Below are 16,635 nucleotides of genomic sequence, written 5' to 3' on the forward strand. Positions count from 1 at the left end.
CCATGATGCTGAAACTACTGCTGTGTTTGCTGCCGCTGCTGTACCTCTCGGCTGCTCAGGCCGCCGCTTGCCCCGCCTGGCCTGGCGAGCGGGCGCAACAAGAGGTCGAGCAGTTGCGCCAGTCACTGGCAAGGTGGGACGACCACTACCATCGCCAAGGTGTCGCGCTGGTCGACGATGAACTCTACGACCAAAGCCGGCAGCGCCTGCTGGACCTGCAACAGTGCTTCGCCATCAATGCCAGTGACGACCCGCTGGCCAGCGCGCGCGGCCCGCTGGCGCACCCGACGGTGCATACCGGCGTCGCCAAGCTGCGTGATGAGCAGGCCGCCGCACAATGGCTGCGCGGTAAACAGGCCGTGTGGATTCAGCCCAAGGTCGATGGTGTGGCGGTCTCGCTGGTTTACCGACAAGGTCGGTTGGTGCAGTTGCTGAGCCGCGGTGACGGCGTCCATGGGCATGACTGGAGCCGGCACCTGCCGTACCTCTCGGGCATCCAGCACGAACTGCCAAGCGCCCTCGACCTGGCGCTGCAGGGTGAGCTGTACCTGCGCCTGGACAACCACGTGCAGGCAACCGCCGGTGGACGCGGCGCACGCGGGAGTGTCGCCGGCCTGATGGCGCGCAAGCAGCTCAGCGCGCAATTGGGCGCGGATATCGGCCTGTTCGTCTGGGATTGGCCCGAGGGCCCTGCAACCCAGGCAGAACGGCTCAGGGGCCTGGCCGAACTGGGTTTCAGCGACAGCCAGCAGTACAGCGTCGCCGTCGACACCTTCGAGCAGGCCGCACACTGGCGCCAGCACTGGTATCGATCAGCCCTGCCATTCGCCACTGACGGGGTGATCCTGCGCCAGGACCAGCGCCCCGCCGCAGAGCGTTGGCAGGCCAATGCGCCGTACTGGATTGCAGCCTGGAAGTATGCGCTGCGCCAGGCACTGGCCGAAGTGCGCGAGGTGCAGTTCAAGGTTGGCCGCACCGGGCGCATCACTCCTCTGGTCCAGCTACAACCGCTGCAGCTGGATGATCGTCAGGTCAGCCAGGTCAGCCTGGGTTCACTGGCACGCTGGCAGGCGCTGGACATCCGTGCAGGCGATCAGGTGGCAATAAGCCTGGCCGGCTTGACCATTCCGCGGCTGGAGTCGGTGGTGCACCGCAGCAGCCAGCGCGCGCCGGTACAGGCGCCGGAACCGGGCCGCTACCATGCACTCAGCTGCTGGCAGGACAGCCCCGCCTGTCGCCAGCAGTTTGTCGCCCGCCTGCACTGGCTGGGCGGCAAGCAAGGCCTGAACATGCCAGGGATGGGTGCGGCAACCTGGACTCAGTTGGTCGACAGCGGCCTGGTCAGCACGCTGGACGATTGGCTGAACCTGGACCGGGAGCAGTTGCTGGGTGTTGCAGGCATCGCTGAAACCCGCGCCGAACAGCTGCTCGAGGTGTTCACCCAAGCCCGACAGCAGCCCTTCCAGCGCTGGCTACACGGCCTGGGTATGCCTGCGCCGCGCCGCCTTGAGCCAGGCCCTGACTGGCAGACCTTGGCAAGCAAAACCGTACGAGAATGGCTGCAGGAACCCGGAATCGGCAACGGCCGTGCCGAGCAGTTGCAGGCATTTTTCAGTGACAACGCAGTGCAGATACTGGCCGGGCAGTTACGCCATCACACAATCAAGGGTTTCTAATTTCGCCGGATCAGGGCAGCATTTCCCTTTTCGCTGCCCTGCACCCGAATGGAGTCCCCGATGAAACTGTTCTCTACCCTCGCCCTGTCCGCCTTGCTTGCCCTCACTGCCCACGGCGCGCTGGCTGCCGAGCAGACCGAGCTCAAAGGTTGCGCCGCCAAGAAGCAAGCGATCAGCGAACAGATCGAGCAGGCACGCGCCCACGGCAACAGCGACCAGCAGGCTGGCCTGGAAAAAGCCCTGAGCGAAGTGACTGCCAACTGCACCGACAACAGCCTGCGCAAAGAGCGCGAGCAGAAGGTGCTGGATGCGCGTCACGAGGTGAACAAGCGCACCAAGGATCTGGACAAGGCCATGAAGCGTGGCGACTCCGAGAAGATCAACAAGCGTAAAGACAAGCTTGCCGAATCGAAAAAGGAGCTGCAGGAAGCGCTCGACGATCTGGAGAAGTAATCACTCCGGCGTCACCGCAACCTAGTGGTTACGAAACTCGGTGTGGCAGGCCTTGCAGGCCGCTTCGACCTTGTCCATAGGTGCTTGCAACTGCGCTGCGTTCAGCGGTTTGCTGCTGCTCGCGGTGACCAGTTCGCTAGTCACGCCTTCCAGTTGCCGAGCCAGCTCCTCGAAGCGCGCCTGACGCTGCCAGACCTCGGCCCGCGCACTGCTGTCGCCGCCATCCTGAACCTGCGGGAAGTGCTCCCACGGCGCGTGGGCCAGGCCATCGAGCTTGATTGCGCCAGCAGCGAACTTGTCGCCATCGAACGGCAAGCGTCCGCGCAGCATGCCGCCAAGGTCTTCGCTGGTATTGAGCATCTGCTTGAAGATCGCCTTGCGCTGCCCGAGCGGTGAGTTAGGATCGACACGGTCGCAGCCCAGCAGGGCCAGGCTAGCTACCAGCAGCACGGTGAAACATTTGAACATCACGGTCACATTGGCATCGGAAGAGGGCCGACAGTATCCTCGCCTGCTCGACAAAGACCAATACCCTTACAGAAAACAGGGGCAGCCACGCCGCCGCCCGCTCAAGGATTCAACCATGAAATCTGCTCTGCGCCAGCTCGCCTGGGCGCTGCCAGCCCTGGCCCTGCTGACCGGCTGCAACGGTGGCGACAGCACCAAGCCTGAACCGCACGCCATTGCCACCTATGCGCCTGCCACCTGGAAAGACCTGCCAAGCGTCAGCGACGCCGACTTGCTGGCCGGCTTCCAGGCCTGGCGCGTCGGCTGCGAGAAGCTCAAGCGCGATGCAGTCTGGGCTGCGACCTGCGAAGCGGCGCTGCGCATTCCTGACGATGCCGCCCAGGCCCGCGCGTTTCTCCAGCAAAACCTGCAGGTGTATGGCCTGCGCTCAGCCGAGAACAACGCTACCGGGCTGATCACAGGTTATTACGAGCCGGTCTACCCGGGCAGCCTGACACGCACCGCAGCTGCCCAGGTGCCGGTGTACGGCGTGCCGCCGGACATGATCGTGGTCGACCTGGCGAGTATTTATCCCGAGCTCAAGGGTAAACGCCTGCGCGGGCGCCTGGAAGGCCGCGTTCTCAAGCCCTACGACACCTCGGAAACCATCTACCGTGATGGCGTCGACGCACCAGTGCAGGCCTGGCTGACCGACCCGATGGATCTGCAATTTCTGCAGATTCAGGGTTCTGGCCGGGTTCAGCTGGAAGACGGGCGCCAGTTGCGCCTGGGTTATGCCGATCAGAACGGTCATCCGTATCGGCCGATCGGCCGCTGGCTGATCGAACAAGGCCAGTTGAAGAAAGAAGACGTCAGCATGGGCGCTATTCACGCCTGGGCCCAGGCCAACCCGCAGCGGGTGCCGGAGCTGCTGGCTAGCAACCCTAGCTATGTGTTCTTCAGCACCCGGCCGGACAGCAACGAAGGCCCGCGCGGTTCGTTGAATGTGCCGCTGACCGCAGGCTACAGCGTCGCCATCGACCGCAAGGTGATCCCGCTGGGCAGCCTGCTATGGCTGTCGACCACCCGCCCGGATGGTTCACCCGTGGTGCGCCCGGTCGGCGCGCAGGATACCGGCGGGGCGATCACCGGCGAAGTACGTGCCGACCTGTTCTGGGGTACCGGGCCGCAAGCCGGCGAGTTGGCCGGCAACATGAAGCAGCCAGGGCAGATCTGGATGCTCTGGCCCAAAGGCCAGCCATTGCCTGAGCTACCCAAAGTCCCCTGACCCAACCGCCTCTACGGGGATCGCGTCAAACCTTGGCGGATGGGTGAGGCGATTGCGGTGTCCGCTGCGCTACGCGGTCGATGTAGGAGCGGCCTTGTGTCGCGAAAGGGTCGCGTAGCGGCCCCGGCAATTTCGGTTGCGAAGCTGAGATCCCGGGGCTGCTGCGCACCCCTTTCGCGACACAAGGCCGCTCCTACAGCGACGGTGCAAGGCGCTCGGTCATGCTGAAACCACGAAGAACGCCACGATCATCGCCAGCCCGGCAAACCACACAATCGAGCGCAATATCGCCCAATCGGCCAGGTAGCAGATGATGTAGAGCAACCGGCTGGTGATATACATCACCCCCAACACATCCTGGGTCACCTGCTCGGCATTGCCGACAATGTCGGCCACCAGCACCGCCGCCGCAAAGGCCGGGAACGCTTCATAGCTGTTCTGCTGGGCCGCATGGGCGCGGCGTGGCAGCCCTGACAGCGTGTCCAGAAACGCACGCGGATCGTGGTTGTGCTGCATGCCAAAACGGCCGCTGCTGAGTTTGGCGATCAACGCACACAGCGGCGGCAGGATCGCCGCGATCAAAATGCACCACAGGGCAACGGTCATGGACAGAATTCCTTGTTCGAAAGAGTTGGATTCAGAGCTTCATCACCAGCATGCCTGCCAGCACCAGCCCGCAAGCTAAGAGCCTCGGCCCGCCGAAAGGTTCTTTGAGGTAGCGCATGCCCAGCAGCACCACCAGAATCACGCTGATCTCGCGCAACGCCGCCGCCTCGGCCACCGACCCCAGGTGCATCGCCCACAGCACCAGAGCGTAGCTCGCCAGTACGCAAACACCGACCGCCAGGCCCAGCCGCCATTGATTACGCCAGAACTGCACGAACGGTGCACGCCGGGCGACGCCGGCCAGCAGCGGAAACGGCCAGGTACTGAGCAGGGTCAGCCACACCAGATAATCAAAGGGCTTGCCCCACGCACGCACGCCCTGGCCGTCGAACCAGGTGTAGCAGCCGATGCACAGGCCGATCAGGCCCACCACCGGCAACATCGACCACGGCAAGCGCGCCCCGCCGCCGCCCTGCCAGAGCAGGCAGGCCATGCCGCACGGGATCAGCAAGATGCCGATGATCTGCTGCCCGCTGAGGGTCTCGCCAGCAAACGCCAGAGTCAGACCCAGCACCACCAGCGGTGACAAACCGCGCATCAGTGGGTAAACCAGACCCAGGTCGCCCACCCGGTAGGCCTTGATCAGCAAGACTCGGTAGATCTGTTGGGCCAGCGCCGACACCAGCAGCCAGGGCCAGATCTCGCCAGGCGGGAAATCGACGAACCACACAGCCACCACAGCGAACAGCAACGCCACCGAATCCATGCTGGCAATCACCAGCAGCCGTTCGCCACTGAACTTGACCAGGGTGTTCCAGACGGCATGCAACAGGGCTGCGAAAAGGACGAGAACGGTTGCCAGCACGCGAGGGTTCCTTGCAGGGCTCAGACTCAGAGGTCGGCACAATATAGCGGGTTACGCGACCGTCAGGGCCAAGGCGCGCTTGTACACATTTTGAACGATCTGGACATTTCTGGTCATAGAGTGTGTCCCATGCCCCCTGCCGGACCATCAAACCCCTGACCCGAACGACTCGGGTCCGACTTGGAAGCCACTTTTTACAGGATTCGGGATGCTTGAGCTTGTTGCCGCTTTTATCTGCCTGACCACCCTCCTCACCTACGTCAACTATCGCTTCATCGGCCTGCCGCCGGCCATCGGTGTGATGGTCACGGCGCTGCTGTTCTCGTTGATTCTGCAGGGCCTGAGCCTGATCGGCTTTCCAGGCCTGGAAGAGCGCGTTGAAGGCTTGATGAACCAGATCGACTTCAATGACCTGCTGATGCACTGGATGCTGGCCTTCCTGCTGTTTGCCGGCGCCCTGCACGTCAACCTCAGCGATCTGCGCAGCTACCGCTGGCCGATCGGCCTGCTGGCGACCATCGGCGTACTGATCGCCACCGTGGTCATCGGTTATCTCGCACACTGGGTGTTCGCCTTGTTCGGGTGGCATGTAAGCCTGATCTACTGCCTGCTGTTCGGCGCACTGATCTCGCCGACCGACCCGATCGCCGTGCTCGGCGCGCTGCGTACGGCCAACGCCTCCAAGCCGCTGAAGACCACCATCGTTGGCGAGTCGCTGTTCAACGACGGCACGGCGGTGGTGGTGTTCACGGTACTGCTCGGCATCGTCCAGCTGGGCGAGACCCCAAGCATCTCCGAGACCGCCCTGCTGTTCGCCCGCGAAGCCATCGGCGGGATCGCCTTCGGCGGCCTGATCGGCTATGCGACCTATCGCATGATCAAGAGCATCGACCAATACCAGGTCCAGGTCATGCTGACCCTGGCGCTGGTCATCGGCGGCTCGGCGATGTGCTACGAGCTGCACGTCTCGGCACCGATCGCGATGGTGGTGGCCGGCCTGATCATCGGCAACATGGGCCGCAACCTGGCCATGAACGACATGACCCGGCGCTATATGGACGGTTTCTGGGAACTGATCGACGACATGCTCAATGCCTTGTTGTTCGCCCTGATCGGCCTGGAGCTGTTGCTGCTGCCGTTCAACTGGATGCACCTGGCAGCAGGTTCGGTACTGGCCTTGGCCGTGCTGATGTCGCGCCTGCTCACGGTAGCGCCGGCGATCCTGCTGTTGCGCCGCTGGCGCAGCGTGCCGCAGGGCACCATTCGCGTGCTGACCTGGGGTGGTTTGCGTGGGGGCGTGTCGGTGGCGCTGGCGTTGTCGTTGCCGCTGGGTGAGGAGCGGGATTTGCTGCTGTCGATTACTTATATCGTGGTGCTGTCTTCGATTCTGATTCAGGGGTTGAGTATTGGGCGGGTGGTGAGCAAGGTCAGCGCTCAGGCTTGAGATTGCTGGGGCCGCTTTGCGGCCCTATCGCGACACAAGGCCGCTCCTACAGGGGATCGCGTTCCTATGTAGGAGCGGCCTTGTGTCGCGATTGGGCTGCAAAGCAGCCCCAAAAATTCACTCTACGGCAGAGTCAGGAAACTGATCCTGCACGTACTTGATCTCGGTGCGCCCATGCGCAGCCGGCAAGCCATCGTCACCCAAATTGACGAAGACCATCTTGTCGACGGTGAGGATGCTCTTGCGGGTGATCTTGTTGCGTACTTCGCACTTGAGGGTGATCGAGGTGCGGCCAAACTCGGTAGCAGTGATACCCAGCTCGATGATGTCGCCCTGGCGCGAGGCGCTGACGAAGTTGATCTCCGAGATGTACTTGGTCACCACCCGCTGATTGCCCAGCTGGACGATGGCGTAGATCGCCGCTTCCTCGTCGATCCAGCGCAGCAGGCTGCCACCGAACAGAGTGCCGTTGGGGTTGAGGTCTTCAGGTTTTACCCATTTGCGGGTGTGGAAGTTCATCATTGCTCCTACCAGCTCTGGCTAACGTGCAGTCATGATGGCAGAGCCTGCCGCGGGGCTCCATTGATCATCGACTATCGTCGCGATTAATCGACAGAAAACCTTGGGCCTGATCGCCCTGCCCGGCTATAATCAGCGCCGTTTAACATGGCCACCCGCCGCGGTGCCATGCCCGCCACCTGTCCGAGGGGCGCTGCAGCAGGTTCGACCTGTCAGGCTCGGATGGGGCGTTGTCCGCTCAAGTGGACGCTCAACGCACAACGGCGCCCATTCGCACACTACGAATGGAGGCTCTTCATGAGCGCTGTAAACACGCCTGCTGGTTTTACCGATTTCAAGGTCGCTGACATCTCCCTGGCCGCCTGGGGCCGTCGCGAAACCATCATCGCCGAATCGGAAATGCCGGCACTGATGGGCCTGCGCCGCAAGTACCTCGAAGAGCAACCGCTCAAGGGTGCGAAAATCCTCGGCTGCATTCACATGACCATTCAGACTGCCGTGCTGATCGAAACCCTGGTTGCCCTGGGTGCCGAAGTGCGCTGGTCTTCCTGCAACATCTTCTCCACTCAGGACCAGGCCGCAGCTTCGATCGCCGCTGCCGGTATCCCGGTATTTGCCTGGAAAGGCGAGACCGAGCAAGAGTACGAGTGGTGCCTTGAGCAGACCATCCTCAAGGATGGCCAGCCATGGGACGCCAACATGATCCTCGACGACGGCGGCGACCTGACCCAGCTGCTGCACGACAAGTACCCGCAGGTGCTGGATCGCGTGCACGGCGTTACCGAAGAGACCACCACCGGTGTTCACCGTCTGCTCGACATGCTGGCCAAAGGCGAGCTGAAAGTCCCGGCGATCAACGTCAACGACTCGGTCACCAAGAGCAAGAACGACAACAAGTACGGCTGCCGTCACAGCCTCAACGACGCCATCAAGCGCGGCACCGACCACCTGCTGTCGGGCAAGCAGGCGCTGGTCATCGGCTACGGCGACGTCGGCAAGGGCTCGGCCCAGTCGCTGCGTCAGGAAGGCATGATCGTCAAGGTTTCCGAAGTTGACCCGATCTGCGCCATGCAAGCCTGCATGGACGGTTTCGAGCTGGTTTCGCCGTTCATCGACGGCGTCAACAATGGCAGCGAAGCCTGCATTGACAAGGCCCTGCTGGGCAAGATCGACCTGATCGTGACCACCACCGGTAACGTCAACGTCTGCGATGCAAACATGCTCAAGGCCCTGAAAAAGCGCGCGGTAGTGTGCAACATCGGCCACTTCGACAACGAAATCGACACCGCTTTCATGCGCAAGAACTGGGCATGGGAAGAGGTCAAACCGCAGGTGCACAAGATCCACCGTACCGGCGCTGGCGACTTCGACCCGCAGAACGACGACTACCTGATCCTGCTGGCCGAAGGCCGTCTGGTCAACCTGGGCAACGCCACTGGCCACCCAAGCCGGATCATGGACGGCTCGTTCGCCAACCAGGTGCTGGCACAGATCTTCCTGTTCGAGCAGAAGTTCGCTGACCTCTCCGCCGAGAAGAAAGCCGAGCGCCTGACCGTTGAAGTGCTGCCAAAGAAACTCGACGAAGAAGTTGCCCTGGAAATGGTCCGCGGCTTCGGCGGCGTGGTCACCCAGCTGACCTCGCAGCAGGCCGAGTACATCGGCGTCACCGTCGAAGGCCCGTTCAAGCCGGACGCCTACCGCTACTAAGCGAGCGGCCCGCGGCAGGCATGCTTGCCGCGGGCAGTCCATGCAATTGAACGACGCCAAGCCAGACCGGCCTTCACCGCTCTGGCTTTTACTTGCAGATTGCAGCTGAAGGCGCGCTGTTGGCGTTGGCTGCATGAGGAACGAACGATGTCCGAAGAACGCCGTTACAGTTTCGAGTTTTTCCCGACCAAGACCGAAGCCGGTCATGAAAAGCTGATGGCCGTTGCTCGCCAGCTGGCTGGCTACAATCCTGATTTTTTCTCCTGCACCTACGGCGCTGGCGGCTCGACCCGGGACCGCACGCTCAATACCGTGCTGCAGCTGGAACATGAAGTCAAAGTTGCCGCCGCGCCGCACCTGTCCTGCGTCGGTGATTCCAAGGCCGACCTGCGCGGCTTGCTCAGCGAATACCAGGCTGCAGGCATCAAGCGGATCGTCGCCCTGCGCGGTGATTTGCCGTCGGGCATGGGCATGGCCTCGGGCGAACTGCGCTACGCCAGCGATCTGGTCGAGTTCATCCGCCAAGAGACTGGCGATCACTTCCACCTGGAAGTTGCCGCCTACCCCGAGATGCACCCACAGGCGCAGAACTTCGAGGCTGACCTGAGCAACTTCGTGCGCAAGGTCAAGGCCGGTGCCGACAGCGCCATTACCCAGTACTTCTTCAACGCCGACAGCTACTTCTACTTTGTCGAGCGCGTGCAGAAGATGGGCGTGGATATCCCGGTAGTGCCCGGCATCATGCCGATCACCAACTACAGCAAGCTGGCGCGCTTCTCCGACGCCTGTGGCGCTGAACTACCGCGCTGGATCCGCAAGCAGCTTGAAGCCTATGGCGACGACAGCGCGAGCATTCAGGCCTTTGGCGAAGAAGTGATCAGCAAGATGTGCGAGCAACTGCTGCAAGGCGGCGCACCTGGGTTGCACTTCTATACCCTGAACCAGGCCGAGCCGAGCCTGGCGATCTGGAACAACCTAAAGCTGCCCCGCTGACGCGGTCTGCTTTGTGTAGGAGCGGCCTTGTGTCGCGAAAGGCCAGCGAAGCTGGCCCGGCGATGTTGGCGGCGAAGCTGAAAATCTGGGCCCGCTTTGCGGGCCTTTCGCGACACAAGGCCGCTCCTACAGGTGTTTGTGACCGCCACCCAGGTGTTTACAACAATCAGCGTTTGTACAAGCGCCGTTCACTGTTCATCGCCCGATGGACGGCGTACTCTCACGGCATGTCACCTCTGCCCCGCCTACTCTGCCTGTTGCTTGTCTGCCTGAGCTGTTCGGCTCAGGCCGAACGCCTGCGCGTGGTCAGCGATGACTGGGCGCCCTACATCTACGAACACAACGGCCAGCCGCAGGGCATCGAGTACGAGGTGGCCAGCGAGGTGTTCAAGCGCCTCGGCGTGCAGGTCGACTGGGAGTTCATGCCGTGGAAGCGCTGCCTGGCGATGGTCGAGCAAGGCCAGGTCGATGGCGTACTGGGGATTTTCCAGAACGATGCGCGCAAGGTGTACATGGTGTTCCCGGACGAACCACTGTCTGAAGTCGAGTTCGTTTTGCTGGGCAGACGCGGCCAGCACCGCGCCGTCAAGCGGCTGGAGGACCTCGCCGGGCTGACCATCGGCACTTCGCCGGGCTACGACTATGGCGCGGCATTCAATCAGTCAACCTTGTTCAAGCAAGAGCCGGCACAGACCCATCAAGCCAACCTCGGCAAACTGATGCTTGGCCGCATCGATCTGCTGGTAACCGACAGTCGCGTCGGGCGCTACCTGCGCCAGCAGATGGGGCTGCAACAGCAAACCGAACAATTGCCACTGCTGATCAATCGGCAAAGTCAGTATCTGGGTCTGGCGCGCAAGCCCGGGCGCGAACAACTGGCTCGCTCGTTCGCCGACGAACTGCGCCGATTCAAGCAAGAACCCGCCTACGCACAGATGATCGCTAACTTCGAAGACGACCTTGGAGGGCTTACTGGAGCCGTTGAGCAGCAGGAACGCAGCACACTGCGCTAGCTCTGTTATACTCGGGCCTTCCCGCCAGGCTCACGCCCGGACGCTCGGTCTTCATCCAGGCATCTCGATCATCGTCAACGCGCTCTACAGCGCAGCCCCGATGTTTCTCTGATGCGCAGTGGACACCAAGCTGGACCGGACGCGATCGCATCCCTCAGATGCCCGTCGCGCCAGGCAGATCACCCTATAGGGCCTAGCCCCCACCAGAACAGGATTGCCCATGTCCTTTGCTTCCCTCGGTCTCTCCGAGGCACTTGTCCGCGCTATCGAAGCAGCGGGCTACACCGAGCCTACCCCAGTGCAACAGCGGGCCATCCCCGCCGTGTTGCAAGGTCGCGACCTGATGGTCGCCGCACAGACAGGTACTGGCAAAACCGGCGGTTTCGCCCTGCCGATCCTGGAGCGTCTGTTCCCGGGTGGCCACCCAGACAAATCCCAGCGCCACGGCCCGCGTCAACCGCGGGTACTGGTACTGACCCCGACCCGCGAACTGGCGGCTCAGGTGCACGACAGCTTCAAAGTGTATGCACGCGACCTCAGCCTGGTCAGCACCTGCATCTTCGGCGGTGTCGGCATGAACCCACAGGTTCAGGCCATGGCCAAAGGCGTCGACGTACTGGTGGCCTGCCCTGGCCGTCTGCTCGACCTCGCCGGTCAAGGCAAGGTTGACCTGTCCCGCGTCGAAATCCTGGTCCTCGATGAAGCCGACCGCATGCTCGACATGGGCTTCATCCATGACGTGAAGAAGGTCCTGGCCCGGCTGCCGGCCAAGCGCCAGAACCTGCTGTTCTCGGCGACCTTCTCCAAAGACATCACCGACCTCGCCGACAAGCTCCTGCACAACCCCGAGCGCATCGAAGTCACGCCGCCGAACACCACGGTCGAGCGTATCGAACAGCGCGTCTACCGCCTGCCGGCGAGCCACAAGCGCGCCCTGCTGGCGCACTTGATCACCCTCGGCGCGTGGGAACAGGTGCTGGTCTTCACCCGCACCAAGCATGGTGCCAACCGCCTGGCCGAGTACCTTGAGAAGCACGGCCTGCCGGCTGCTGCGATCCACGGCAACAAGAGCCAGAACGCACGCACCAAGGCCTTGGCCGACTTCAAGGCCAACGACGTACGCATCCTCGTCGCTACCGACATTGCCGCGCGTGGCCTGGACATCGACCAGTTGCCGCACGTGGTCAACTTCGAGCTGCCGAATGTCGAGGAAGACTACGTGCACCGCATCGGCCGTACTGGCCGTGCCGGTCGTTCGGGTGAAGCCATCTCACTGGTTGCCCCGGACGAAGAGAAGCTGCTCAAGAGCATCGAGCGTGTCACTCGCCAGAAAATTCAGGACGGCGACCTGATGGGCTTTGACGCCAGCACTGTCGAAGTCGAAAAGCCTGAAGTCCGTGAGCGCCCGCAGGCCAACGGCCGCGGTGGTCGTAACCAGCCGCGCGGCGACGCCAGCAAAGACAGCAACGGCGGACGCAAGGACAAGGGCAAGGACAAAGGCCGCGCCAAGCAGAGCAGCACCGCTGAAAAGCCGGCCGACAAGCCTGCCGGTGAGCGCCAGCAGCAGCCGCGCAAGCCACGCGAGAACAAGCCGCGCCAGCCACAGGGCGAGCGCCGCGAAGCATCGGCGCCAGCCAACGGTAATGGCAACGGCAACCGTGACCCGGAAGCGTTCCTCGACGACGACGTGGATAACTTCGGTAACAAGGCCGACTACGTCAGCCCATACCAGAATGGCAAGAACCAGGGCCGCAACCGTCGCCCAGGCGCTGCAGCTGGTGCCGGCCAAACCCAAGGCAGCGGCACTCGCGGTGCCGGTGCTGGTGCGCCAGCCAAAGGCCGCAGCAACAACGGCGGCAGCGGCCAGCCGCGTCAGGGTGCTGGCGACAAGCGTCCACGCAGCAACAACGGCAGCAACGCTGGTGGTGGCCGTCGCGACGGCAACCCGGGCCGTAACCGCCCAGCCCGTGACGACAGCGCTCGTCAAGAGCCAGCAGTACGCAACCCGCGTGAATCGCAAAGCCAGCCGGTAATCATCCGCAAGGAATCCAAGCTCGAGCGTTACCCAACGCCTGAGCAGCTGGAAGACTTGCCGAGCCGCCCGCGTGGCGAGCGCCCGGCCCTGCTGACCCGTAATCGCTGATTACGGTTTTGCAGACATGAAAAAGCCGCCCTGATGGGCGGCTTTTTCATGTGCGGCTGATTACTTCTGCTTCACGCCTTCAACACTGATATCCAGATCCAGTGTCTGCGAGGTTGGGCCTGGGCCCTTGATGCCGAAGTCGTTCAGATTCAGGGTGGTGGTGGCGTTGAAGCCAGCGCGCTCGCCGCCCCATGGATCCTTGCCTTCACCGTTGAAGGTAGCCTTGAAGGTTACCGGCTTGGTCACACCGTGCAGGGTCAGGTCGCCGGTCACATCAGCGGTCTTGTCACCGGTCGATTTGACTGCGGTGGAGACGAACTTGGCCTCTGGATACTTGCTGACGTCCAGGAAGTCCTTGCTCGCGATGTGCTTGTCACGCTCAGCGTGGTTCGACCACAGGCTGGCGGTCTTCAGGTCGACGTTGATCTTGCTGGCTTCAGGCTTGGCCGAATCCCAGGTAAAACTACCGTCGAAGTCTTTGAAAGTACCGTGGATGAAGCTGTAGCCCAAGTGGCTGATCTTCCAGTCAACGAACGCGTGCTGGCCTTCCTTGTCGATCTTGTAGTCTGCGGCCATGGCCTGACCAGCGGCGAACAGAGCGGTACCGAGCGCCAGAGCGGCAAAAGTCTTTTTCAACATCCTTTCGATTCCTTGCAATTGAGGTTGAGGGTCAAGCTTTGCGGCCCAGCATACGAATCAGGGTCGCGTCACGGTCGATAAAGTGGTGTTTCAGTGCTGCCAGGCCATGCAGGACGGCGAATATCACCAGCCCCCAGGCCAGGTAAAAATGGATCACGCCAGCGGTGTCAGCCTGGTCGGGCAGGTTGCTGAGCAATGCCGGCACCTCGAACAGGCCAAACACCGAGATCCCCGCGCCATCGGCGGTAGAGATCAGGTACCCGGCGATCATTACCGCAAACAGGCCTGCATATAAAGCCAGGTGGCCCACTTTGGCTGCAACTCGGGTGAAGCGGTCATGGCTGGCCAGCACTGCCGGCGGCGGGCTGATGAAGCGCCACAGCACCCGTAGCAGCATTACCGCCAGCAACACCAGGCCGATACTTTTGTGCAGGTCCGGACCGGCCTTGCGCCACGGGTCGTAGTAGTCGAGGCCGACCATCCACAGGCCCAGGGCAAACAGCCCGAAGACTGCCAGCGCTACACCCCAGTGCATGACCATGCTGACCAGGCCGTAGCGAGTTGATGAATTGCGTACTTGCATGTTGGCGGCGCTCTCCCTTGAAGCTGCGTACAGACTAGCGCGAAACGTATCGAATAAAAGCGGAAAAAACTGCTTTGGTAGATCGAATTAATCGATGCTTATTCTCTCGACCAGTTATTAAGGAAACATTAACCCTAGACCAGCGCGGTGCGCCCGCACAATGAGAAAGGGCCGCGATGCGGCCCTTGGGGAGTGTTGGATCAATCAGCCTTGGCTGCTGGCCGCCGGCTTCTTCACCGGCTCGGCCTTGGTGCTGGCTTTCTTCGCCGGCGCAGGCTTGCTTGCAGCCTTCTTCGCCGCTTCGGATTTGGCAGCTGGCTTGTGTGCAGGCGCATGCTTGGCGGGTGCGGCCTTGCTTGCCGCAGGCTTGGCCGGTGCAGGCTTGGCCGCAGGCTCCGGTATCGGTGCAACCACTGGCGCTGGCGCAGGCGCTACCGGTGCAACTTCCGCAGCCTTGGCAACCGGTGCTGGCTTGGCTGCAGGCTCTTCAGCGCCACCGAACAGGCGCGAGAAGAAGCCAGGCTTGGCTGGCTCGGCGTCCTTGCCCTTGGCCGGCTCGTCCTTGGCTGGCGCTTTGTCAGCCTTGGCCGCCTTGTCGCCGCCACCAAACAGATTGGAGAAGAAGCCGCCCTTCGCCGCCTTGTCGCCGCCACCAAACAAATTGGAGAAGAAGCCGCCCTTGGCCGCCGCAGCGCCGGTTGCAGCAGCTGCCGCCACAGGCACGGCCTTGACCGGATCAAACGACTTGCCTGCCAGCAGGTCCTGCACCTGGCCGGCAGCACGCTGGCCGCTGCGCAGGGCGCCTTCCAGAGTGCCCGGGTACAGCGCGTCGGTATGTTCACCGGCAAAGCTGATGCGCTGCAGAGGGCGCTCCCACAGGCGCCAATATTTGCTGATCTGCCCCGGGCCATAGGCCAGGTAGGCACCACCAGTACCAGGATCGGCGCTATAGCGCTTCACTTCATAGCCAGTGAATGCACCGCGGGCCTTCGGATAGAACGCATGCAGGCGAATCAGCACCTGGTCGGCCATCTGCTTGTCGCCAAAAGCCTGCAACAGGCGGGCGTTGTCGCCCGACAGGTTGATCACCACATTGGCACCACCTTTGAGCGCCGGCTCGATCCAGAGCATGCCCAGGCCGGTGTTGCTGAAGATCTCACCCGACATCCGCGCCCGGCTTTCCCACACAGGCTGTTTGAACTTGAGCAATATCTGGTCGCGCCAGCCATAGTTGGTGCTTTTCATCGCAGCCACATGCTGGTTGTCCAGGCCCGGGGTCATCTGGATCTTGGCCAGGGCACGCAGCGGCACCGCCATCACCAGGTAATCGGCGCGATAGCCGACAGCGCCGACCTTGACGGTAACGCCGTCCTTGTCCTGAACGATCGCAGTCACCGGCGCGTTGGTCTTGATGGTTTTCAGTTGTTTGACAAAGGCCTGAGCCAGCACCGGGCTACCGCCCGGCAGACGCGCAGCACGCAGGTCACGGTCGCTGACGCCACGATAGACGCGGGTCTGCTGGGCGAAATAGAGCAGCGACAGGCGCGAAGGCTCGTCATAGCGGCTACGAATCTGCTGGTTGATCAATTGCCGCGCGGTGGCAGGCAGTTGCAAGCGGTCGAGCCAATTGGAGACGTTGATCTGGTCGAGGGCGAACAGCGTGCTGTTGGCCTGCGGGTTGAGCGGGTCGTCGATCGAGCGGGCCAGATCGTCGAGGGTCTTCTCATAGCGCTTGAGCGCTTCAGCGGTCGCCGGCTGCTTGACGGCCAGGTCAGCTGCGCTGAAGTATTCGCCATCGATCAGGTAGCCCGGCGTGCGCACGAACTCAGGGGCCGGCAGGGTATCGAGCTTGAAGCGATCCAGGTACTGGTTGAGGACCGGCTGGGCTTTGCCGTTGCCGATCCATTCGCTGGTGGCCAGGCCAGAGCGCCCGCCCATGCCCGCCTTGGCTTCCAGCAGCGTGACCTGCCAGCCTTTGTTCTGCAGCTCGTAGGCAGCCGTCAGGCCGGCCAGGCCCCCACCGACGACGATTGCCGTGGGTGTCTTGTCCTGCGCCAGCGCCGAGGTGCTGGAAAATCCGATCAATACCAACGCGCACAGGCGCACCCAAGCAGCAGCCATGTCGGCAAACTCCGGTTGAAAACAGGTCGATGAAAGCGGGGAAGAAGCCCCCGAGAAAATTGCGCTAAGAATACGTCACCCGTGGGCACCCTGCCAGCAGGGCGACACCAAGTCGCTCACGCAACTGGCATTTTTGTC

General features: G+C 62.5%; 15 protein-coding genes and 1 riboswitch. Of the genes, 8 read left to right on the forward strand and 7 right to left on the reverse strand.

Annotation, left to right across the window (positions count from 1 at the left end; genetic code table 11):
• Positions 1 to 2: 2 nt before the first annotated feature.
• Together ligB and ACQZ2L_RS00560 are read left to right on the forward strand one after the other, a co-directional pair.
• Positions 3 to 1,676 carry an NAD-dependent DNA ligase LigB gene (gene ligB, locus ACQZ2L_RS00555; protein ID WP_430324302.1) on the forward strand — a complete coding sequence of 558 codons (1,674 nt, stop codon included), beginning with the start codon at positions 3 to 5 and terminating at the stop codon, positions 1,674 to 1,676.
• 60 nt (positions 1,677 to 1,736) lie between these two features.
• The gene (locus ACQZ2L_RS00560; RefSeq protein WP_430324303.1) at positions 1,737 to 2,129 is read left to right on the forward strand and encodes a DUF1090 domain-containing protein; all 393 of its coding nucleotides are present in this window, start codon (positions 1,737 to 1,739) and stop codon (positions 2,127 to 2,129) included.
• 21 nt (positions 2,130 to 2,150) lie between these two features.
• Here the strand turns inward: ACQZ2L_RS00560 and ACQZ2L_RS00565 are convergent, their stop codons facing one another.
• Positions 2,151 to 2,597: a c-type cytochrome gene (locus ACQZ2L_RS00565; protein WP_430324304.1), complete on the reverse strand. Its 447-nt coding sequence runs from the start codon at positions 2,595 to 2,597 to the stop codon at positions 2,151 to 2,153.
• A gap of 115 nt (positions 2,598 to 2,712) precedes the next feature.
• Here ACQZ2L_RS00565 and mltA point away from each other — a divergent pair, with 115 nt between their 5' ends.
• Positions 2,713 to 3,864 carry a murein transglycosylase A gene (gene mltA / locus ACQZ2L_RS00570; protein ID WP_430324305.1) on the forward strand — a complete coding sequence of 384 codons (1,152 nt, stop codon included), beginning with the start codon at positions 2,713 to 2,715 and terminating at the stop codon, positions 3,862 to 3,864.
• 219 nt (positions 3,865 to 4,083) lie between these two features.
• On the opposite strand, the gene ACQZ2L_RS00575 is transcribed toward mltA, so the two are convergent.
• Together ACQZ2L_RS00575 and ACQZ2L_RS00580 are read right to left on the reverse strand one after the other, a co-directional pair.
• A complete protein-coding gene (locus ACQZ2L_RS00575) occupies positions 4,084 to 4,470 on the reverse strand; it encodes an MAPEG family protein (protein ID WP_430324306.1) in 387 nt (128 codons plus the stop codon).
• Positions 4,471 to 4,501: 31 nt separating this feature from the next.
• Positions 4,502 to 5,335, reverse strand: a complete 834-nt coding sequence (locus ACQZ2L_RS00580) for an EamA family transporter (RefSeq protein WP_430324307.1) — start codon at positions 5,333 to 5,335, stop codon at positions 4,502 to 4,504.
• Between the two features lie 208 nt (positions 5,336 to 5,543).
• Between ACQZ2L_RS00580 and ACQZ2L_RS00585 the strand changes: the two genes are divergently transcribed.
• Positions 5,544 to 6,779, forward strand: coding sequence for a cation:proton antiporter (locus ACQZ2L_RS00585; protein ID WP_430324308.1), 1,236 nt, complete (start codon positions 5,544 to 5,546; stop codon positions 6,777 to 6,779).
• 117 nt (positions 6,780 to 6,896) lie between these two features.
• Here ACQZ2L_RS00585 and ACQZ2L_RS00590 read toward each other — a convergent pair whose 3' ends face one another.
• Entirely contained in the window at positions 6,897 to 7,298 is a 402-nt protein-coding gene (locus ACQZ2L_RS00590) for an acyl-CoA thioesterase (RefSeq protein WP_016489524.1), read from the reverse strand.
• A gap of 179 nt (positions 7,299 to 7,477) precedes the next feature.
• Positions 7,478 to 7,574, forward strand: a riboswitch (S-adenosyl-L-homocysteine riboswitch).
• A 21-nt stretch (positions 7,575 to 7,595) separates the two neighbouring features.
• On the opposite strand from ACQZ2L_RS00590, the gene ahcY reads away from it, so the two are divergent.
• The 4 genes from ahcY (at position 7,596) to ACQZ2L_RS00610 (ending at position 13,154) form a co-directional block, all read left to right on the forward strand.
• Positions 7,596 to 9,005 (forward strand): adenosylhomocysteinase, encoded by a 1,410-nt coding sequence (gene ahcY / locus ACQZ2L_RS00595; RefSeq protein ID WP_430324310.1) that lies wholly within the window; start codon positions 7,596 to 7,598, stop codon positions 9,003 to 9,005.
• A gap of 147 nt (positions 9,006 to 9,152) precedes the next feature.
• Positions 9,153 to 9,998 (forward strand): methylenetetrahydrofolate reductase [NAD(P)H], encoded by an 846-nt coding sequence (gene metF / locus ACQZ2L_RS00600; RefSeq protein ID WP_430324311.1) that lies wholly within the window; start codon positions 9,153 to 9,155, stop codon positions 9,996 to 9,998.
• A 227-nt stretch (positions 9,999 to 10,225) separates the two neighbouring features.
• Positions 10,226 to 11,011 (forward strand): substrate-binding periplasmic protein, encoded by a 786-nt coding sequence (locus ACQZ2L_RS00605; protein ID WP_430324312.1) that lies wholly within the window; start codon positions 10,226 to 10,228, stop codon positions 11,009 to 11,011.
• A 220-nt stretch (positions 11,012 to 11,231) separates the two neighbouring features.
• Positions 11,232 to 13,154, forward strand: a complete 1,923-nt coding sequence (locus tag ACQZ2L_RS00610) for a DEAD/DEAH box helicase (protein ID WP_430324313.1) — start codon at positions 11,232 to 11,234, stop codon at positions 13,152 to 13,154.
• A gap of 60 nt (positions 13,155 to 13,214) precedes the next feature.
• Here ACQZ2L_RS00610 and ACQZ2L_RS00615 read toward each other — a convergent pair whose 3' ends face one another.
• From ACQZ2L_RS00615 to ACQZ2L_RS00625, 3 genes are all read right to left on the reverse strand, one after another.
• Positions 13,215 to 13,793 (reverse strand): YceI family protein, encoded by a 579-nt coding sequence (locus tag ACQZ2L_RS00615; RefSeq protein ID WP_101315752.1) that lies wholly within the window; start codon positions 13,791 to 13,793, stop codon positions 13,215 to 13,217.
• A gap of 31 nt (positions 13,794 to 13,824) precedes the next feature.
• A complete protein-coding gene (locus ACQZ2L_RS00620) occupies positions 13,825 to 14,376 on the reverse strand; it encodes a cytochrome b (RefSeq protein WP_430324314.1) in 552 nt (183 codons plus the stop codon).
• A gap of 204 nt (positions 14,377 to 14,580) precedes the next feature.
• Positions 14,581 to 16,497 (reverse strand): flavin monoamine oxidase family protein, encoded by a 1,917-nt coding sequence (locus ACQZ2L_RS00625; RefSeq protein WP_430324315.1) that lies wholly within the window; start codon positions 16,495 to 16,497, stop codon positions 14,581 to 14,583.
• Positions 16,498 to 16,635 lie beyond the last annotated feature (138 nt).

Source organism: Pseudomonas shirazensis (assembly GCF_050496565.1).
Classification (GTDB): domain Bacteria; phylum Pseudomonadota; class Gammaproteobacteria; order Pseudomonadales; family Pseudomonadaceae; genus Aquipseudomonas; species Aquipseudomonas shirazensis_A.

Bases quoted from the DNA above. Each gene is read 5' to 3' on its own strand.
- ACQZ2L_RS00560 (WP_430324303.1), top strand. From the start codon at position 1,737: ATGAAACTGTTCTCTACCCTCGCCCTGTCCGCCTTGCTTGCCCTCACT.
- ahcY (WP_430324310.1), top strand. From the start codon at position 7,596: ATGAGCGCTGTAAACACGCCTGCTGGTTTTACCGATTTCAAGGTCGCT.
- ACQZ2L_RS00620 (WP_430324314.1), bottom strand. From the start codon at position 14,376: ATGCAAGTACGCAATTCATCAACTCGCTACGGCCTGGTCAGCATGGTC.
- metF (WP_430324311.1), top strand. From the start codon at position 9,153: ATGTCCGAAGAACGCCGTTACAGTTTCGAGTTTTTCCCGACCAAGACC.
- ACQZ2L_RS00575 (WP_430324306.1), bottom strand. From the start codon at position 4,470: ATGACCGTTGCCCTGTGGTGCATTTTGATCGCGGCGATCCTGCCGCCG.
- ACQZ2L_RS00610 (WP_430324313.1), top strand. From the start codon at position 11,232: ATGTCCTTTGCTTCCCTCGGTCTCTCCGAGGCACTTGTCCGCGCTATC.
- ACQZ2L_RS00585 (WP_430324308.1), top strand. From the start codon at position 5,544: ATGCTTGAGCTTGTTGCCGCTTTTATCTGCCTGACCACCCTCCTCACC.
- ACQZ2L_RS00605 (WP_430324312.1), top strand. From the start codon at position 10,226: ATGTCACCTCTGCCCCGCCTACTCTGCCTGTTGCTTGTCTGCCTGAGC.
- ligB (WP_430324302.1), top strand. From the start codon at position 3: ATGATGCTGAAACTACTGCTGTGTTTGCTGCCGCTGCTGTACCTCTCG.
- ACQZ2L_RS00625 (WP_430324315.1), bottom strand. From the start codon at position 16,497: ATGGCTGCTGCTTGGGTGCGCCTGTGCGCGTTGGTATTGATCGGATTT.
- ACQZ2L_RS00565 (WP_430324304.1), bottom strand. From the start codon at position 2,597: ATGTTCAAATGTTTCACCGTGCTGCTGGTAGCTAGCCTGGCCCTGCTG.
- mltA (WP_430324305.1), top strand. From the start codon at position 2,713: ATGAAATCTGCTCTGCGCCAGCTCGCCTGGGCGCTGCCAGCCCTGGCC.
- ACQZ2L_RS00590 (WP_016489524.1), bottom strand. From the start codon at position 7,298: ATGAACTTCCACACCCGCAAATGGGTAAAACCTGAAGACCTCAACCCC.
- ACQZ2L_RS00615 (WP_101315752.1), bottom strand. From the start codon at position 13,793: ATGTTGAAAAAGACTTTTGCCGCTCTGGCGCTCGGTACCGCTCTGTTC.